The 16,137-nt window shown below is 45.4% G+C and carries 14 protein-coding genes; 3 read left to right on the top strand and 11 right to left on the bottom strand.

Going from position 1 to position 16,137, the window contains the following annotated elements; translation table 11 throughout:
• Positions 1–239: 239 nt before the first annotated feature.
• From ACLHR0_RS08985 to ACLHR0_RS08970, 4 genes are all read right to left on the bottom strand, one after another.
• Positions 240–578 (bottom strand): translation initiation factor, encoded by a 339-nt coding sequence (locus ACLHR0_RS08985; protein WP_429043746.1) that lies wholly within the window; start codon positions 576–578, stop codon positions 240–242.
• A 20-nt stretch (positions 579–598) separates the two neighbouring features.
• Positions 599–1,480 carry a diacylglycerol/lipid kinase family protein gene (locus tag ACLHR0_RS08980; protein WP_436485991.1) on the bottom strand — a complete coding sequence of 294 codons (882 nt, stop codon included), beginning with the start codon at positions 1,478–1,480 and terminating at the stop codon, positions 599–601.
• A 10-nt stretch (positions 1,481–1,490) separates the two neighbouring features.
• Entirely contained in the window at positions 1,491–2,342 is an 852-nt protein-coding gene (gene nadC, locus ACLHR0_RS08975; RefSeq protein ID WP_436485989.1) for a carboxylating nicotinate-nucleotide diphosphorylase, read from the bottom strand.
• Positions 2,343–2,478: 136 nt separating this feature from the next.
• Complete coding sequence (locus tag ACLHR0_RS08970; protein WP_370909166.1) at positions 2,479–2,892, bottom strand: DUF4783 domain-containing protein; 414 nt, start codon at positions 2,890–2,892, stop codon at positions 2,479–2,481.
• A 293-nt stretch (positions 2,893–3,185) separates the two neighbouring features.
• On the opposite strand from ACLHR0_RS08970, the gene gpmI reads away from it, so the two are divergent.
• From gpmI to uvrC, 3 genes are all read left to right on the top strand, one after another.
• Positions 3,186–4,709 (top strand): 2,3-bisphosphoglycerate-independent phosphoglycerate mutase, encoded by a 1,524-nt coding sequence (gpmI, locus tag ACLHR0_RS08965; protein WP_436485987.1) that lies wholly within the window; start codon positions 3,186–3,188, stop codon positions 4,707–4,709.
• A gap of 415 nt (positions 4,710–5,124) precedes the next feature.
• Positions 5,125–5,709, top strand: a complete 585-nt coding sequence (locus tag ACLHR0_RS08960) for a hypothetical protein (protein WP_429043738.1) — start codon at positions 5,125–5,127, stop codon at positions 5,707–5,709.
• Between the two features lie 2 nt (positions 5,710–5,711).
• Positions 5,712–7,523 carry an excinuclease ABC subunit UvrC gene (uvrC, locus tag ACLHR0_RS08955; protein WP_436485985.1) on the top strand — a complete coding sequence of 604 codons (1,812 nt, stop codon included), beginning with the start codon at positions 5,712–5,714 and terminating at the stop codon, positions 7,521–7,523.
• A gap of 9 nt (positions 7,524–7,532) precedes the next feature.
• On the opposite strand, the gene ACLHR0_RS08950 is transcribed toward uvrC, so the two are convergent.
• From ACLHR0_RS08950 to ACLHR0_RS08920, 7 genes are all read right to left on the bottom strand, one after another.
• Positions 7,533–8,126, bottom strand: coding sequence for a DinB family protein (locus tag ACLHR0_RS08950; RefSeq protein WP_429062073.1), 594 nt, complete (start codon positions 8,124–8,126; stop codon positions 7,533–7,535).
• A 66-nt stretch (positions 8,127–8,192) separates the two neighbouring features.
• Positions 8,193–8,768 carry a Crp/Fnr family transcriptional regulator gene (locus tag ACLHR0_RS08945; protein WP_429043733.1) on the bottom strand — a complete coding sequence of 192 codons (576 nt, stop codon included), beginning with the start codon at positions 8,766–8,768 and terminating at the stop codon, positions 8,193–8,195.
• A gap of 75 nt (positions 8,769–8,843) precedes the next feature.
• The gene (gldN, locus tag ACLHR0_RS08940; protein ID WP_370909160.1) at positions 8,844–9,872 is read right to left on the bottom strand and encodes a gliding motility protein GldN; all 1,029 of its coding nucleotides are present in this window, start codon (positions 9,870–9,872) and stop codon (positions 8,844–8,846) included.
• Positions 9,873–9,893: 21 nt separating this feature from the next.
• Positions 9,894–11,432: a gliding motility protein GldM gene (gldM, locus tag ACLHR0_RS08935; protein WP_370909159.1), complete on the bottom strand. Its 1,539-nt coding sequence runs from the start codon at positions 11,430–11,432 to the stop codon at positions 9,894–9,896.
• Between the two features lie 55 nt (positions 11,433–11,487).
• Complete coding sequence (gldL, locus tag ACLHR0_RS08930; RefSeq protein ID WP_429062075.1) at positions 11,488–12,225, bottom strand: gliding motility protein GldL; 738 nt, start codon at positions 12,223–12,225, stop codon at positions 11,488–11,490.
• Between the two features lie 142 nt (positions 12,226–12,367).
• Positions 12,368–13,651, bottom strand: a complete 1,284-nt coding sequence (locus tag ACLHR0_RS08925; RefSeq protein ID WP_370909157.1) for an SUMF1/EgtB/PvdO family nonheme iron enzyme — start codon at positions 13,649–13,651, stop codon at positions 12,368–12,370.
• Positions 13,652–13,922: 271 nt separating this feature from the next.
• Positions 13,923–15,968, bottom strand: a complete 2,046-nt coding sequence (locus tag ACLHR0_RS08920; protein ID WP_436485981.1) for a thioredoxin domain-containing protein — start codon at positions 15,966–15,968, stop codon at positions 13,923–13,925.
• Positions 15,969–16,137: the final 169 nt, after the last annotated feature.

Raw genomic sequence — 16,137 nt, 5'->3', positions numbered from 1 at the left:
ACTAACGGATTGATAATCATTCTCAACTGCCATCACAATGGCTAATTTTTGCTCAAAACTGTATTTTCTGCGTTTATCCATAAAAATGCCCCCTAAAAGTGTCTAACTTTTAGGGGGCAGTACATATTTCGCTTTTATCTCCCTTAATTACTATTATTAAATCTAAAAATCCAAAAAAATCCAAAAGTAAAAATCAGTAAAATCAGCGTAATCCTGAGAAAGACAAAATTCGCGCTGCATTACTTAGTACGCTTATATCCCCAATCCAGCAACCATTTCACAACTTTCTCCTTGTAGTCGCCCTGAATCAGGATTTCACCGTCTTTCACGCTGCCACCGGTGCCGCATTTCGTTTTAAGTTCTTTACCGAGCTTCTCAATATCTTCCTCTTTACCAACAAAACCGGTGATGAGGGTAACTACTTTACCGGCACGTTGTTTTTTATCCAATGTTACTCTCAGGATTTGTTCTGCAGGTGCAAGTGTTACTGCTGCTTCCTCTTGCTCCGGCTCCAATGAGAAGTTTGGATCGGTGGAATACACGATTCCATTGCCTGGTGTATTTTTCTTTTTCGACATCTCTCTAAAATATTTAAAGGTTATTCGTTTACCACTATATTGATGGCCGCTGTTTGAATACGGATGCGTACCACCCCGTTTTCCGTGAGGGGCACTGCATCACCGTCTACCTGCAAATACTGCAATGCACTGCTGCTGATGGTGATATCTTTGCCGGTGTAATGTTTCAGGTACCTTGTTTTATCAATGTTACCCATCAGGGAGAAAACGCTTACCGGTAACAGGCTCAGAATGCCTACCGGCGGCATTACGCAAAGATCGAGTTGTCCATCAAAAACACTGGCTTTGGGAGCCAGTTTAAATTCATAGCCAAACTGATTGCCATTGGCTACAGTTAAAAGGAATGCTTTTGTTTGCAACACTTCGCCATCTATATCGATCCTGTATTCTGCCGGTTCATAACTGTTAAAACTTTTCAATACCAGTTTTGCATAGCCGGATAAACCACGTTTGGTATTATGCCGGAACTGTTCTGCAATAAGCGCATCAAAACCTACGCCGGCATTGCTGAGAAACAGGTGTTCATTCGCATAACCCACATCGATGGCGCGTTGTTTATTGGCAACAACAAGACTTAACGCCTTATTTACATCCAGCGGAATTTTCAGCGCGCGCGCCAGGCCGTTACCACTGCCTAACGGCAGGATGGCCATTGCGGTATTGCTTCCTATAAGGCCCTGTGCTATTTCATTGATAGAGCCATCGCCGCCTACGGCCACCACGGTATTTACACCATTACTAACAGCCTCCCTGGCCAGGTCTGCCCCATGGCCAAGGTATGCCAGGTAAGCAGTGCTCACTTCATACTGATCGGAAGGGAAGTGCCGGCTGATAGCGCTTTCCAATCGTTTTTCACGGTCAGTGCCCGCTTTGCGGTTGATGATAAATAGAATCTTCTTCAAAAAAACTGTTTTATAATATAATGGCCTTCAGGCTCAGGTCCAGGCTCACCGCGTGATGTATAATTGCGCCCACAGAGATAAAGTCTACTCCCGTTTTAGCGTATTCTTCAAGGGTATCTATTGTAATGCCTCCGGAGGCTTCTGTTTCGAAACGCCCGTTAATCAGCGCAAGTGCTTTAACAATGTCTGCAGGGGTAAAGTTGTCCAGCATGATCCTGTTTACCTGGCCTATAGCCAGCACTTCTTCCACATCCCGGAGGTTGCGTGTTTCCACTTCAATTTCGAGCGGAAGATTACGTTCTTTCAGATATGCAACGGTATTGGTAACGGCGGCAGTAATGCCACCGGAAAAATCGATGTGATTATCTTTCAGCATCACCATATCATACAATCCCATCCTGTGGTTAACGCCGCCACCAATGCGAACCGCTTCTTTTTCCAGCATCCTGAAGTTGGGAGTAGTTTTGCGGGTATCGAGCACACGGGTATGGTACCCTTTTAGTTTTTCCACGTACCGGTGCGTTAATGTAGCGATGCCACTCATGCGCTGCATGCAGTTCAGCACCAGCCTTTCACCCATCAGCAGGGTATGTACGGCAGCTTCCACTTCAAAGGCCGTTTCGCCGGCCTTCATGGAGTCGCCATCTTTTTTATGAGGCGTAAAAACCGTAAACATATCCAGCCATTTAAAAATGGCTTCTGCCACTTCCATTCCGGCCAGGATACCGTCTTCCTTAATCTTCAACACCGCTTTCCCTTTGGCGGTGGGGGGAATGCAAGCCATCGTGGAGTGGTCTCCGCTTCCTATATCTTCTGCCAGTGCACTTCTGATAAACGCATTCAGCGCTGCTTCATCTAACATAATTGATTGTATTATCTGGTGTTCACGCAAAGATTGGCGCTTTGCTTCTGAGCGCGAAAGATAGGTCAAAAATAAAAAGTGCCCCGCAATAAATTGCGGGGCACCGTGGTTTTTCAACTAATTTATGTTAGCATCTTTATTTACTCTCAAATCTAAGTTCGTTCAACACCATTGTCCCACCCTTCTTCTGCAGGAAAAAAGAAACCCTGTAGTTACCGCCACCGGTGGTCATATTCCCGATACCAAAACGGGAATTATCCCCGCCCTGATGCACCAGTTCAAATGACTTAACCTGGTTTTTTGAAAAGAAATCTTTCAAAATTATTTCGGCCTGTGCCTTACTGTAAGAATTTGATTTTCCGGATATATTGATCTCTACGTTATTGTCGAGGTAACTGGCTAATCCGCTTACATCTCCTTTCTTAAGTGCTGCCACCACATCATCGAACGGGCCGGCAACAGTGATTTCAATTGACCTGGCTGATAATTTTAATGTTGTAAAAGCACCCCCCAACAACATAATCCCCAGCACCATCAATAGCTTCTTCATTGTCAGTTTTTTTATTAAAAATGTGTTTTTCTCCAACTCAAATTAAAAGCGAAAACTATGCCAAACACCCTGCAAATCAACAAAATCACATTATCGTGGTAGCTATTAAGCCGTAAGCAATAACAGTAAGATAATATGTGTTTCATTTTGAATAATTAGAATAACAAATCTATTGGAAGAGGCCAGCAGCGCTTATTTTTCATGGAAGCTTTATTTTTGTAAAATATTTAAACCCTTTATAAGTACTTTCACCCTCTCGAGTGAATTTATATTAAACTATAACCAGATAGGATATGGAAAAGAAAAGAGCCATTCTCGTAATTATGGACGGATGGGGCGAAGGTAAAGTTCCTACAGCCGATGCCATTGCACACGCAAAAACCCCTTTTGTAAGCAGTTTATACAAGCAATACCCGCATAGCCACCTTGTAACCTGCGGGGAAGCGGTTGGTCTTCCCGACGGGCAAATGGGCAACTCTGAAGTAGGTCACCTGAATATCGGCGCCGGTAGAATCGTATACCAGGAACTGCAGAGGATCAACGTAGCTATCCGTGATGGCGAAATGGCCCAAAACCAGATCCTGCTCGACACCCTGGCACATGCTAAAAATAATGATAAAGCCCTCCACCTGATTGGTTTGGTAAGCGACGGTGGCGTTCACTCTCATATTGAACACTTAAAAGCGCTCACCACCATCGCCCAGGCGCACGGGCTTGAAAAAGTATATATCCACGCATTCACCGACGGACGCGACACCGATCCTAAAAGCGGATTGGGCTTCCTCGAAGACCTGTCGGCCCACCTGGAAAAAACTACCGGCAAAATCGCCACCGTTACCGGACGCTATTATGCAATGGACCGCGATAAGCGCTGGGAAAGGGTGAAGCTGGCCTACGATGCCCTCGTAAATGGCGCCGGCACGCCAACCCAGGATCTCCTTACCGCCGTGAAAGCATCCTATGCAGAAGGTGTTACAGACGAATTCATTAAGCCTATCATCGTAACCGATGATCAGCATAAAGCCATAGCTACTATCCAGGACGGCGACGCCGTGCTTTGCTTCAACTTCCGGACAGACCGCTGCCGCGAAATTTCGCAGGTGCTTACCCAGGAAGCCTTCCCGGATTTCGGTATGAAACCACTGGATATCTACTACACCACCATGACAGATTACGACCGTACCTATAAAAATGTACATGTCATCTTCGAAAACGATAATCTGAACATGACCCTGGGTGAAGTACTGGCAAAAGACCACTGCACACAGATCCGTATAGCTGAAACCGAAAAATATCCGCACGTATCCTTCTTCTTCTCCGGCGGACGGGAAAAAGAATTTGAAGGAGAACGCAGGCTGATGGCGGCATCTCCAAAAGTTGCCACCTACGACCTGAAACCCGAAATGAGCGCCAATGAACTGGCAGACCTCATTGTTCCGGAACTGCAGGCTAAAACCGCTGACTTCGTAGTGCTCAATTTCGCCAACGCGGACATGGTAGGCCATACCGGCGTATTTGAAGCCGTAATTAAAGCCGTTGAAACAGTAGACCACTGCGTGGAACGTGTGGTAACAGCTGCGCTCGCAAGCGATTACACCGTTTTCCTGACCGCGGATCATGGCAACGCCGACTTTATGATCAACGCCGACGGCTCGCCCAATACCGCCCACTCACTGAACCTGGTCCCTTTCTTTATTATCAATAAAGATTTCAGAGGCCCGGTAAAAGACGGCAAACTGGGCGACATTGCCCCTACCATCCTGCATTTCATGGGCCTGGAAATTCCGAAGGAAATGACCGGCAATTTGCTGGTATAAGGCGGATTTTGTCTTGGCTCAGGATTACGCTGATTATACTGATTAGCTGGATTTTTACTTTTGGATTTTATAAAGGATTAAGGGAGATAGAAGCGGATATATTCGCTTTTATCTCCCTTAATTATTATTAAATCTCAAAATCAAACAAAAATCCAAAAGTAAAAATCCAGCTAATCAGTATAATCAGCGTAATCCTGAGCCAAGACAAAATCCGCATCGCCGAAGGCGATTTATTTATTCACCCCTGTAACATTTAGTTTATCACCTCCGTTTAACAAGCGTTACCCACGAAAAATATCAGCCCAACACGCTGATTTACATATTTTTAGTGCTCTCGACAGATTTGCTCATGCATCGATGCGCCGTTTTTACGGCGCATTTTTTATGACCCGTATTTAAGTATTAATTTTGCAGCATGAAAAAATACAGGCAAGCAACAGCTTTGTTTACCATGATTGGCTTAATGGCCTGTAACCTGGCAAATAAACCATCAAAAAATAATACGCCCGATAAGTTCATAAAACTGCCGGAATATTTCAGCCAGGAGGATGCTCATATCCGCACTGGTGGCTTTATACTACATAAGTCTGTAACGCTCAACGGCAAAACAGACACTGTGAGCATCCCCGGCAGCGACAGCGCCACGGTACACGACCTGTTAAAGCCCTTCACAGATGCAGATCTGAATAAACCCTCCCTTCGGGACGAATACGATACCTCCGGTTTGTATGATCCGTTTTCAGGAAGAAGATCGCTGATCTACAAATCCAAAGGAAAACAAACCAATCCTTCCGAAATAACCCTGGAACTGGATAAACATGGCAATATACAACAGGTAAATATCCACTCCTATACCAGTAACATGGTGTATGAATTCCGGCAGGATCTGCACTACCAGCAAAACAGGCAGGTTCGGATGACTACCTATCAGAAAATTGCTTTCCTGTCGCCAAAAGAACTTGAAGTAAATGTAACGATCGCACCAAAAACAGGGATGTAAACATGACAGCAGCGGAGTTTCAGCAAATATCACATACCATACCGGGAGATGCCGGTATCTATAAATACTACGATGAAGCCGGCACCCTTCTTTATGTAGGGAAAGCCAAAAGTTTGCGCAAAAGAGTAAGTTCCTATTTTGTAAAAAATCACGACAACTATAAAACCCGCAAACTGGTTGAACACATCCATCATATTGAGTTTACAATCGTCGACTCTGAACAGGATGCTTTCCTCCTGGAAAATTCACTCATCAAACAATTCAAGCCCAGGTATAATATCAATCTGAAAGATGATAAAACCTACCCTTATATTGTTATCAAACATGAGTCCTTTCCACGGGTATTTTTCACCCGCAACGTTATTAAAGACGGATCCGACTACCTGGGGCCATTCACTTCGGTTGGTCGGGTACGGGAAATACTGGATGTAATCAAATACAATATTCCTCTCCGCACCTGTAACCTCAACTTATCGGAAGAGAATATCCGTAAAGGAAAATTCAAAGTATGTCTCGAATATCACCTGGGAAACTGCAAGGGGCCCTGTGAAGGGCTGCAAACACAGGAAGACTACCGCGAAGGATTACAGCAGGTAAAGAACGTATTAAAAGGCAATCTTACCCCGGTAGTAAACCTGTTCAAGGAACAAATGCTGGAGCATGTGTCGAAGATGGAGTTTGAGAAAGCGGAAATCATGCGAAAAAAAATAGCAAGCCTGGAAGACTATTCCGCTAAATCCACTATCGTAAATACCCGCATGGGTAATGTGGATGTGTTTTCAATTATCAGTGAAGGAAATCACGCTTATGTAAACTACCTGCGCATTCTCAACGGCACTATTGCTGATACCAAAACCGTAACGCTGGAAAAACAACTGGAAGAAAGCGACGAAGAAGTACTGGCCTACGCCATTGCCTATCTCCGGGAAGTATTTAAAAGCATCAACTCGGAAATCGTAGTGCCATTCCCGTTAGTATACCCGGAAAGCAGTGTTACCGTTACCGTTCCTAAAGGCGGCGATAAAAAGAAGCTGCTGGAATTGTCGGAAAAGAATGTGAATTATTTTAAAGAAGAATTATACCGGAAGAAGATTCTGCACCTGGAAGGCAAGTCGGACATGGAACGGAAACAGGTGCTGTACCAGTTGCAGGCCGACCTCGAATTGCCGGTGCTACCAGAACACATCGAATGCTTTGATAACTCCAACTTCCAGGGCAGTTACCCCGTAGCCGCCTGCGTAGTGTTTAAAGACGGCGTTGCTTCCAAAAAAGATTACCGGCATTTCAACATTAAAACGGTGGAAGGCATCAATGACTTTGCTTCCATGAAAGAAATTGTTTTCAGGCGGTATAACCGCCTGCTGGCAGAGCAGCAACCACTTCCTCAACTGGTAATCATCGATGGTGGTAAAGGCCAGCTGGGCTCTGCTATGGAAAGCATCCGGGAGCTGAACCTCATAGGTAGCATGACAGTAGTGGGCCTTGCAAAAAATGAAGAAGAAATATTTTTCCCGGGAGATTCCGAAAGTATCAAATTACCCTATAACAGCGAAAGCCTGAAACTTATCCGCCGGGTGCGTGATGAGGTACACCGCTTTGGTATTACTTTCCACCGCCAGAAAAGAAGCAAAGGCACCTTTAAAAATGAGCTGGAAAGCATTAAAGGCATCGGCGAAAATACGGCTACCCAACTATTAAAAACATTCCGTTCGGTAGCCAAAATAAAATTGCTCACGCAGGAGGACCTTGTAAAAGAAGTGGGCGCCGCCAAAGCAAAACTGATCTGGGAACACTTCCATAAAGAAGGCGCATAACATTAACGGCTATACGGCCTTTTTTGCCTGCTGCCTGGTGCCGATAGCACGTTCCGCCTGCAACATATGCCGGCGAATGTGCGCCGTTAAAAAACCAAATGTATCTCCGGCAGATAATTTTATAAACCGCGACAGGGAAGTAGTTACTTTCAGCTGTTGAATATTTACTTTTTCTGCGCGCAACAATAAATCTCTCATCTGTTCCTGCTGATCAATAAACTCCTGCAACACCGCTTCCACATCCGGCTGAACGGATGGCAGGTGTCCTTTAGGGGATTTCATACGGGAACGCAAGCTGCCATCTGCGGCAGGTTCCATGAGGCGGGTAAACCATGCGCCGATCCAGCTGCTGCGGAAGAAGGGAGCGGGCCGGCTGTTACGTTGTTCCCCACGGGTAATGGCCTGGTCCAACGCCGGCAAATAAAACCGGCCGTAAGTATTCAGGTGCTCCAGGCATTGCGCGGCACTCCATTGGCCGGGACCGGGTGCATGTTGTAAAACAGCATCGGGCTGCCCGCCGAAACGGCTTTCTGCCTGGTATTGCATGGCTGCATTTTTTCTTCGTAAATCCTGCAGGAGCTCATCACTGTTAACGCGGTTCATATTCGGTTTGATTTAACACAAAATTAGGTGGGTTGCTTGTAAAAAATCTTTGTGCAGATCAACATTTTATAGCTTTACAGTACTTAGTAATTTGCTGAAAGTAGCGGGATCGATGCCGAGATAGGAGGCCAGATATTTATGTGGGATCAGCTGTAATACCTGCGGGCTGCGGGTTAGCAGTTGCCTGAATTTTTGTTCTGCGGTGAAAGACAGCAATTCTTTATGTCTTTCCAATACCCCGGCCAGTGCGGCAGCGGTTCCCAGCCTGGCCCATCTTTCAATGACGGGATATTGCAGGGCAAGCCGGTTAAAATCGGCGTACGTCATCCGCAGGAATTCACTGTGTGTAAGGGTTTCCAGGTACCAGGGTGAGGGTTGCTGAAGCTGGAAAGAATCCAATACGCCAGAGAAGGAGCCGGTGTAAGTGAATACGATCGTAGATTCCTTTTCGCCTTCCAGGGCAAAAACACGCTGTACGCCGGCTGTTACGAAGTAGAGATACTTTTCTATTTCCCCGGCGGCGGTCATTACTTCCCTGCGTTTAAACTGCACCGGATGCCAGCAGGCTGCCAGTGCCTCCCATACGGGATCCGGGAGAGGCATGATCTGGAAAACGGTTTTATGTAGCTGCTGAAGGGACATACGGAAAGATAAAAAAAGAAAGGCAATCAGCATAAACTGATTGCCTTTCCGTATTGATCGGTGATCATTATTTGATTAATACTGCCAGAGGTCCTGCTCTTTATTAAAGATGCGGTCGTGAATACCTTGTCCTTCCAGGAGGCGCATGGTACCATCTTTAATATAGTCTTTGATCTCGCGGTTGTAGGTATTGTTTTCCTTTACTATGTAGCTGCCAAAGAAGCGCATTTCAAAAAGGTCTTCCCAGCTGATAGTGGATGCATCGTTATTCTGGTTATACACATCGTGCTTGGCCAGGATAGCGCGGCAATCCGGATAATACACCCAGAATAAAGGGATGGATGCGCGTATGCTGCCATCTTCATTTATACGGGATACCATAGGAGCTATACCCAGTATACGAACTTTGAGGGCGGAAGCTTCTTTGTCGAATACCCAAACCTCTTTTATTTTGTACTGTTTAATGGTACGTGCATCGAAGTCATCGCGGGTAGTCACCATTTTTTCTTCGCCGGTTACCGGATCTATACTGCGTACGGTTCTTTCTTCGCCTGCGAGTTTAGTTTGTATTTCGGAGTAGGGCATTACAGTAGTGAAGCGATCATCAACAGCGTTGAAGGCTTCTATCTCTTTATTCTTGATAGCGTCGAGCAAAATATTGATGAACAGCTGATTGGTACCAGACTCATCTTCCACGTTGTATTGGAAGGGGAGATTGATCTTTTCCCTGATATCGATTACCTGCCATACACGTTTTTCCCAGAACCTGTCATCCTCGCGGATGTAGTCATAGGCGATGGGTGTACGTTCCCTGGCAAGGTTTCTTTCCACCACACCATCCACTCGCAGTGATTTGCGCGGAGTATCTACCAGCGGGGCTGATATACCATCCGTACGCAGAGAAGCAGGAGGAGCAGAAGATGGAGGAGGAGGCGCTACCGCATTCCCGGTTGCCGGGTTTACTACGCTATCCGGTGCAGGTGTTGCTGTAGTAGCAGTTCTGCGGCGGGTTGTACCGCCACGGCGTTGCGCATCAGCAGCTGTTGCCAGCATCACCAGCAAAAGAGTGCACCAACCAATTCTGTTAAATATTACTGCTCGCATAATTCAGTAATTAATGGACCGTTAGTTTAATTTAAATATAGTACTCGGCATGGAACGAACCACATTATCCGGGCCTTTCACTTTTACGTTTTCAAAGAAAACTTCATCGCCTGGGCGCAGAGAACGGATGGATGCGGCTACATTTCCGGGGAAATAAGCAGAAGTAGCATCGCCTTCCTGGTATTCTTTGCCTTTTGCAGAGATACCTACGCGGTAACCGATTACTTCATATTTCACGCCTTCAAATTCAAAATCTTCGAGGTCGGCACGTAAGCCACCCTGTACTTTAAAGTCAGCTGCTTTCATGCTGCCGCCTTTATTAACTCCCACTTTCAACACCGGATCCGGAACACGTTTCACACGGAATTCTTTCTGGCCGAGTGATTTGGTTTTTCCATCGATGTTAGCGACTACATTAATCACTGCTTTGCCTGGCTGGCTAACAGTTACAAGGTATTCGCCGGAACCGCGTTTGGTCATATTACCACCTGATATAGAAGCAGACACCTGTTCGGCAGGTACGCCGGCAGCAGAAATCGAAATAGGATTCTGGAGGCCGATATACAGCACGTTCATTTTGTCTGCGGAGATGGAGGTAGCAGAAGCACCTACATTATAAGTTTCGGTAAAGGAATAGGATTCAGGAGCGCCACCAGTTGGGCTAGGTAAGGTAATAGACCCGGTTAATGTTTTTTCACCAATGCCGGAAACAGGAACAGTATATACTCCTAAACCTTCATGTGCTTCAATGGTAGAACCATTTACAACAATAGTCGGATTAACCGTAGTGCTGTAAGCACCTACTGCGATGTTGGCAGTTAAGGTTTGTCCTTCCATCAGGTTTTTGGAATTCAGGGAGATAAATGGTCTTACTTTATCGAATTTGAATGTGTTCGCATCAATCTGACGGAACAGGTCATCGATAATGGCAGACTCAGAGTTTTTGATATCATTCTGGAATTTACCCAGGATGGTTACTGCAGCGATAGTAGGAACCATGTTGAAGTGGTAGGTAGTCCATGATTTCGGACCGCCGCCATGTTCATCATTTGATTTACCTACTTCAATTTTCAGTGGTAAAGTTCTTGTGAATTGATCTTTCTTTTTAGGATCAACGAAAGAGAGTAATTGGTTACGTAAATCTTTCAATTTAGCCTCCAGTTCAGGACCTTTCTTCATATTCTCCATTACCCTGGTAGGAGCGTCCAGTCCGGCTTTATCCTTAATTTCACCATGTTCGTCCAGGCCACCACTTTCTGTGATGATGGTTTTCTTTAAGGACTCTACGTAATCATACATGCTGGCGGATATTTGTTTCACCTGCTGGGCTTTTGCTCTGAGAGGTGCTGTTTTTTCCGCATTATCCTTCATCTGTGCATCAAATTGTTTGTAGATGAAGTCATTCTTGTCAGCTAAGGATTTATTTGAAGTATTGATTGAATTATTTACGATACTAAAAGCGTTCAATATTTCAGCAGAGACGTTCAACGCCAGCATGGCCGTCAAGACCAGGTACATGATGTTGATCATCTTCTGCCTAGGATCTTTAGGTAGTGCCATAGTTTGTTTTCAGATTTAATTGATATGTGTTAATTCAGAAACTATTAGCGTTACCTTATCTTCCTCCGTGCATAGCGCTCAGCATATTACCATAAATTGAGTTCAGGTTGCTGAGGTTTTTAGCGAGCAGGGAAATTTGTTCCTGTGTTTTCTTGGCATCTTCAATGCTGCCACTCATTGCACTGGAAGCATTCTGCAGGTTGCTGTAGAATGAATTCATTGCTTTCAGGTGGTTGTTGGTGTCCTGGAGTTCCAGTTCGTAGATAGCATTGAGGGAAGCCAGATTTTTAGTCATACCCTGCATCTGTACATGGAAATCTTTAGTAGATTCTGATGCACTGTTGAAAGAAGATACGGCAGCAGCGGCTGTAGTATATGCATTTGCTACATTACCGATAGCGCTGGCAGCTTCTCTTGTTTTCTGTGTGTAATCTCCGGTGGCTGCAACTACATCGCTGATATCTCTCATTTTATCAACGGTAGTACCCAGTTTCTGGAAGTTTTCGCTTAAGCGCTGCAGGTTGGCAGGTGTAATGTCTGCTTCCTGGAGCATTTTGTCCAAACCGGCTACAGCTGGACTTCCTGCTACTGCTACCACCTGGCCTTCCGTGTGTGCGCCGGAATCAGGTACAAAAGCGTAAACGAAAAAGATCAGCGCTTCTACGCTCAGACCCAGGATCAAAGCGATGTCAGCTCCGCGCCAGTGCTGTAATTTGAACAATGCTCCCACGATTACCACGGAAGCCGCAATACATACGAAAAAGTTCAGCCATTTAGCTTTGTTAGGATTCATAGCCATAGGTTAAAATTTACTGGTTAAAATGTTAGTTAAAGTCTGTATGGAATAGTTAATTCTCACTGATTTACTCATAATAGTGTACATACTAAAGGTTTCTTTGGTGTTAATAAATACAGGCTATTATTTATTGATTATCCTATCTGTGCTTCACTCGTCTGCTCAGGGCAATGGTACATCTGAAACCAACATAAGATTTCGAACTGTCCTGATACTCATATGTTCTGGTTCCGGTTTGAAGGAAATATCCTACGTCTTTCCATGAACCACCTCTGATTGCTTTACGCTTCATCTTTAATGGTGCATCATCCGGTACATCCATTCTCAGATATGGGTTCATATCTGATGTGAAAGAATAGGCATTTTCGTAAAAGATATCTGCTGTCCATTCCGCAACGTTGCCGGACATGTTATATAAACCATAATCATTAGGCCAGTAAGCATCTGCACGAACAGTGTAAAAACCACCATCTTCCGGATAATTACCACGGCCGGGCTTGAAGTTAGCCAGCAAACATCCTTTCTTGTTACGGATGTAGTAACCACCCCAAGGATAAGGCGTTTGCTCTCTTCCACCACGGGCGGCATATTCCCACTGCGCTTCAGAAGGTAACTGGAATTTATCTTCCGTAAACAGCTTCTTGCTGGCCCGGTAGTCTTCCCAGAATTTACTTCTCCATTCGCAGAAGGCAGTTGCCTGGTGCCAGTTTACACCTACTACAGGATAGTTATCAAACGCCGGGTGCCAGAAGTACATACGTGTCATCGGCTCGTTATAGGCGTATGAGAAATCCCTGATCCAGCACAGTGTATCCGGATAAATGGGCACGTCTTTCTTTACAATGAAAGTAGAACGCGGCTTACCGAAATTTTCTCTCAGCTTCGCTTTATCCCAGTTAAAGGTTTCCTGGTGGTAAATCAGTTTACCTACATCAATATCCTTGCGGCCGTATAACCGGTCTGCTTCGGTATACACCATCGCATCCAGTTTTTCCATGGTAGCCTTGTCCTTATAGACAATCTTCTGCTTCCAGTCAATAATATCATGACCATCATCAGATTTTACATGACCCAGCAAAATGTGTGCAATAGAGTCCTGTACCCAATTCACAAACTGGCGATACTCGTTATTCGTAATTTCCGTAGCGTCCATATAGAAGCCGGAAATAGAAATCGACTTGTTACGCGCCGTGTATGCATAGTTTACGTCCTCATCACTGGGACCCATGTGAAAAGTTCCGGCTGGTACGTATACCATCCCGTACGGTACAGGGGGAGAGTACTTCGGTCTCGGACTTACGCCGATCAATTGCCCTTGCGCATTTTTAGGGGTTTTACTACCGCCACAGCTGGCCAGCAGGGAAACCAGCAAAACTGCCAACAGACCTTTTACATAGTTAAGCTTCATAAGGGTAGCTTTCATCAGAATATGTTTTTTCTATTAACCAGCCTGGTGTGATTTGCCTGTATACAAGGGAACACAATTCTCATTTTTTCACCCGCTTTGTTTATATGAAAGATAGCAAATGTAATAATTAATTTTAATCCGTAGTGACTTTTTATCCAACTTTTTCAATTCGCCTTATATCCGTTCTGTAACTAGTTTAAACGCACCTTTTAACATTTTATTATATAAACGTAATAACATTTATTGAATCAATAGCCTCCCTTACGAGAGGCAAGTTACATAATTATTATATTAAATTAATAATTTCTTCTATATAATGTACGGGCTTAATGCAATGATAATCTTTACATAAATAAACTAAAGTGTCATTTTCCTGCTCCCGCCCGGTCAGCAGGGGAATCGCCGGAATATTTTTTTCTGCGCCGACAAGAATCCTGTACGGGATAAACCATTTTCCCGCTTCATCCATTCTTTCCCTGAAATTTTTTCCGACAATGGCCAATTCGGGGGTACCTTTTACCAGCTGTAATAACTGGCTCGCCCACACGCCAAAGGAGGTAGGGTATCTCACTATCGTTTGCGACAGGCTGGAAACGGCTCCCACACAACGGTTTGCCCATTCCTTCTCATCAAAAACAACGGAAAGGTACCAAAGGTTCTGCATCATCACCGCATTTCCACTGGGCACTGCCCCATCGTAGATTTCCTTCTTCCGCACAATCACATCATTCTGACCCTCAATGGTATAGTAAAAGAACTGCCCGGCTTCATCACTGAAATGAGCGATCACAAAGGCCGTAATATCACGCGCCTCATATAAATACCGCGTGTCGCCGGTAACTTCCTGCAACGCTATCAGCGCCCGGACCAAACACGCATAATCGTCCAGGAACGCCGGATACTTCGCCTGGTCCTGTTTCCACGTATGGTAAAATGCACTACCGGCAGCCTCCTGGCGGAAATTCGATAAACAGAAATCCATATTGCGGATAGCCATCTCCCTGTAAGCTGGTACGCCCAGTGCCGCATAAGCTTTACAGCAGGCATGTACCATCATGGCATTCCATCCCAGCAGGATCTTATCGTCCAATCCCGGCCGGATACGGTTAGCCCTCACCGCCAGCAGCTTTTCCCGGCAGCCTTTTAACATGGCGCCGAAAATATCCGCATCATATCCTTTTTCTGCCGCGAAATCCAGCAGCGGCTGTTGCACCCATAAAATATTCTGTTCCTCCCAGTTGCCATGATCCCTTACATCATAATACTCGCAGAAAGGCTTTGCCTGTTCCCCCAGGATATGATGAATCTCCGCCTTGCTCCAGGTATAAAACTTTCCTTCCACACCCTCAGAATCAGCGTCCAAGGCAGCATAGAAGCCCCCTCCGGGAGCGGTCATTTCACGGGTGATAAAGTCCATCGTATCCCTGACCGTTTGAGCGTATACTTCGTTATGTGTCAGCTGATAAGCATCGCACAACACATCCAGGAGCAGCGCATTATCATACAACATCTTTTCAAAATGCGGCGCCAGCCACTTTTCATCGGTGGAATAGCGGGCAAACCCGCCTCCCAGCTGATCATAGAGGCCTCCCTGCAGCATTTTATCCAGCGACAGCAACGCCTGTTGCAGCGCTTCCGGATGCTGATACGCATGATGATACCTCAGCAGGTAAGCAATGGTAAAGGTTTGCGGGAACTTTGGCGCCCGGCCAAAACCGCCCCACCGGGTATCGGCCTGCTTCAGTATATTTTCACAAATGGTGTCACATTGCGCTTTGGTAAATAATTCTTCGAAGGGAATATCAAGATGCAACCCAGGCTGCTGCCCAAACTGGGCTGATTGCTGTATATGCTGTACCAGGTTATCTGCCTGTGTTTCAATCTCCTCCCGTTTATTCTGAAATGCATCAGCAAGGGATAACAGCACATCTGTCCAGGAAGGACGGCTGTATGCTTTCACCGGCGGGAAATAAGTGCCACCATAAAAAGGCTTTTTATCCGGTGTAAGAAAAACATTCAGCGGCCAGCCACCAGCGCCGGTCATAGCCTGTACGGCATCCATATAAATATGATCCAGATCGGGCCTTTCCTCCCGGTCTATCTTAATATTAATAAAATGTTCGTTCATGATGGCAGCTGTAGCTTCCTGCTCAAAGCTTTCCCGCTCCATTACATGGCACCAATGACAAGCGGCATACCCGATACTTACCAATATAGGTTTATCCTCCTGCAACGCGCGTTGCAGGGCTTCTTCCCCCCACGGATACCAGTTTACAGGATTGTGCGCATGCTGCAGCAGATATGGACTGGTTTCACTGATAAGCTTATTCATGGATTCCCCCTACGCGATAATAATGATTGATCTTCTTATTTCTTCTACAAAGAAATTTATTTTTTCAGGATTACAAAGAAATATTTTGAAACCGGCCCCTGCATTGCCATCGCAGCAAAAAAAAGCAGGGATGGCACTACGCCACCCCTGCTCAATTTTATCGCAGAAA

The sequence above is a fragment of the Chitinophaga sp. ARDCPP14 genome, assembly GCF_051362515.1.
Taxonomy (GTDB): domain Bacteria; phylum Bacteroidota; class Bacteroidia; order Chitinophagales; family Chitinophagaceae; genus Chitinophaga.
Note: the sequence above shows the minus strand (reverse complement) of the source record. Positions and strands in the feature narration are given on the sequence as shown.

Excerpts from the sequence above, each read along its gene's own strand:
- ACLHR0_RS08985 (WP_429043746.1), bottom strand. The coding sequence starts at position 578 with ATGTCGAAAAAGAAAAATACACCAGGCAATGGAATCGTGTATTCCACC.
- nadC (WP_436485989.1), bottom strand. The coding sequence starts at position 2,342 with ATGTTAGATGAAGCAGCGCTGAATGCGTTTATCAGAAGTGCACTGGCA.
- ACLHR0_RS08970 (WP_370909166.1), bottom strand. The coding sequence starts at position 2,892 with ATGAAGAAGCTATTGATGGTGCTGGGGATTATGTTGTTGGGGGGTGCT.
- gpmI (WP_436485987.1), top strand. The coding sequence starts at position 3,186 with ATGGAAAAGAAAAGAGCCATTCTCGTAATTATGGACGGATGGGGCGAA.
- ACLHR0_RS08960 (WP_429043738.1), top strand. The coding sequence starts at position 5,125 with ATGAAAAAATACAGGCAAGCAACAGCTTTGTTTACCATGATTGGCTTA.
- uvrC (WP_436485985.1), top strand. The coding sequence starts at position 5,712 with ATGACAGCAGCGGAGTTTCAGCAAATATCACATACCATACCGGGAGAT.
- ACLHR0_RS08950 (WP_429062073.1), bottom strand. The coding sequence starts at position 8,126 with ATGAACCGCGTTAACAGTGATGAGCTCCTGCAGGATTTACGAAGAAAA.
- ACLHR0_RS08945 (WP_429043733.1), bottom strand. The coding sequence starts at position 8,768 with ATGTCCCTTCAGCAGCTACATAAAACCGTTTTCCAGATCATGCCTCTC.
- gldN (WP_370909160.1), bottom strand. The coding sequence starts at position 9,872 with ATGCGAGCAGTAATATTTAACAGAATTGGTTGGTGCACTCTTTTGCTG.
- gldM (WP_370909159.1), bottom strand. The coding sequence starts at position 11,432 with ATGGCACTACCTAAAGATCCTAGGCAGAAGATGATCAACATCATGTAC.
- gldL (WP_429062075.1), bottom strand. The coding sequence starts at position 12,225 with ATGAATCCTAACAAAGCTAAATGGCTGAACTTTTTCGTATGTATTGCG.
- ACLHR0_RS08925 (WP_370909157.1), bottom strand. The coding sequence starts at position 13,651 with ATGAAAGCTACCCTTATGAAGCTTAACTATGTAAAAGGTCTGTTGGCA.
- ACLHR0_RS08920 (WP_436485981.1), bottom strand. The coding sequence starts at position 15,968 with ATGAATAAGCTTATCAGTGAAACCAGTCCATATCTGCTGCAGCATGCG.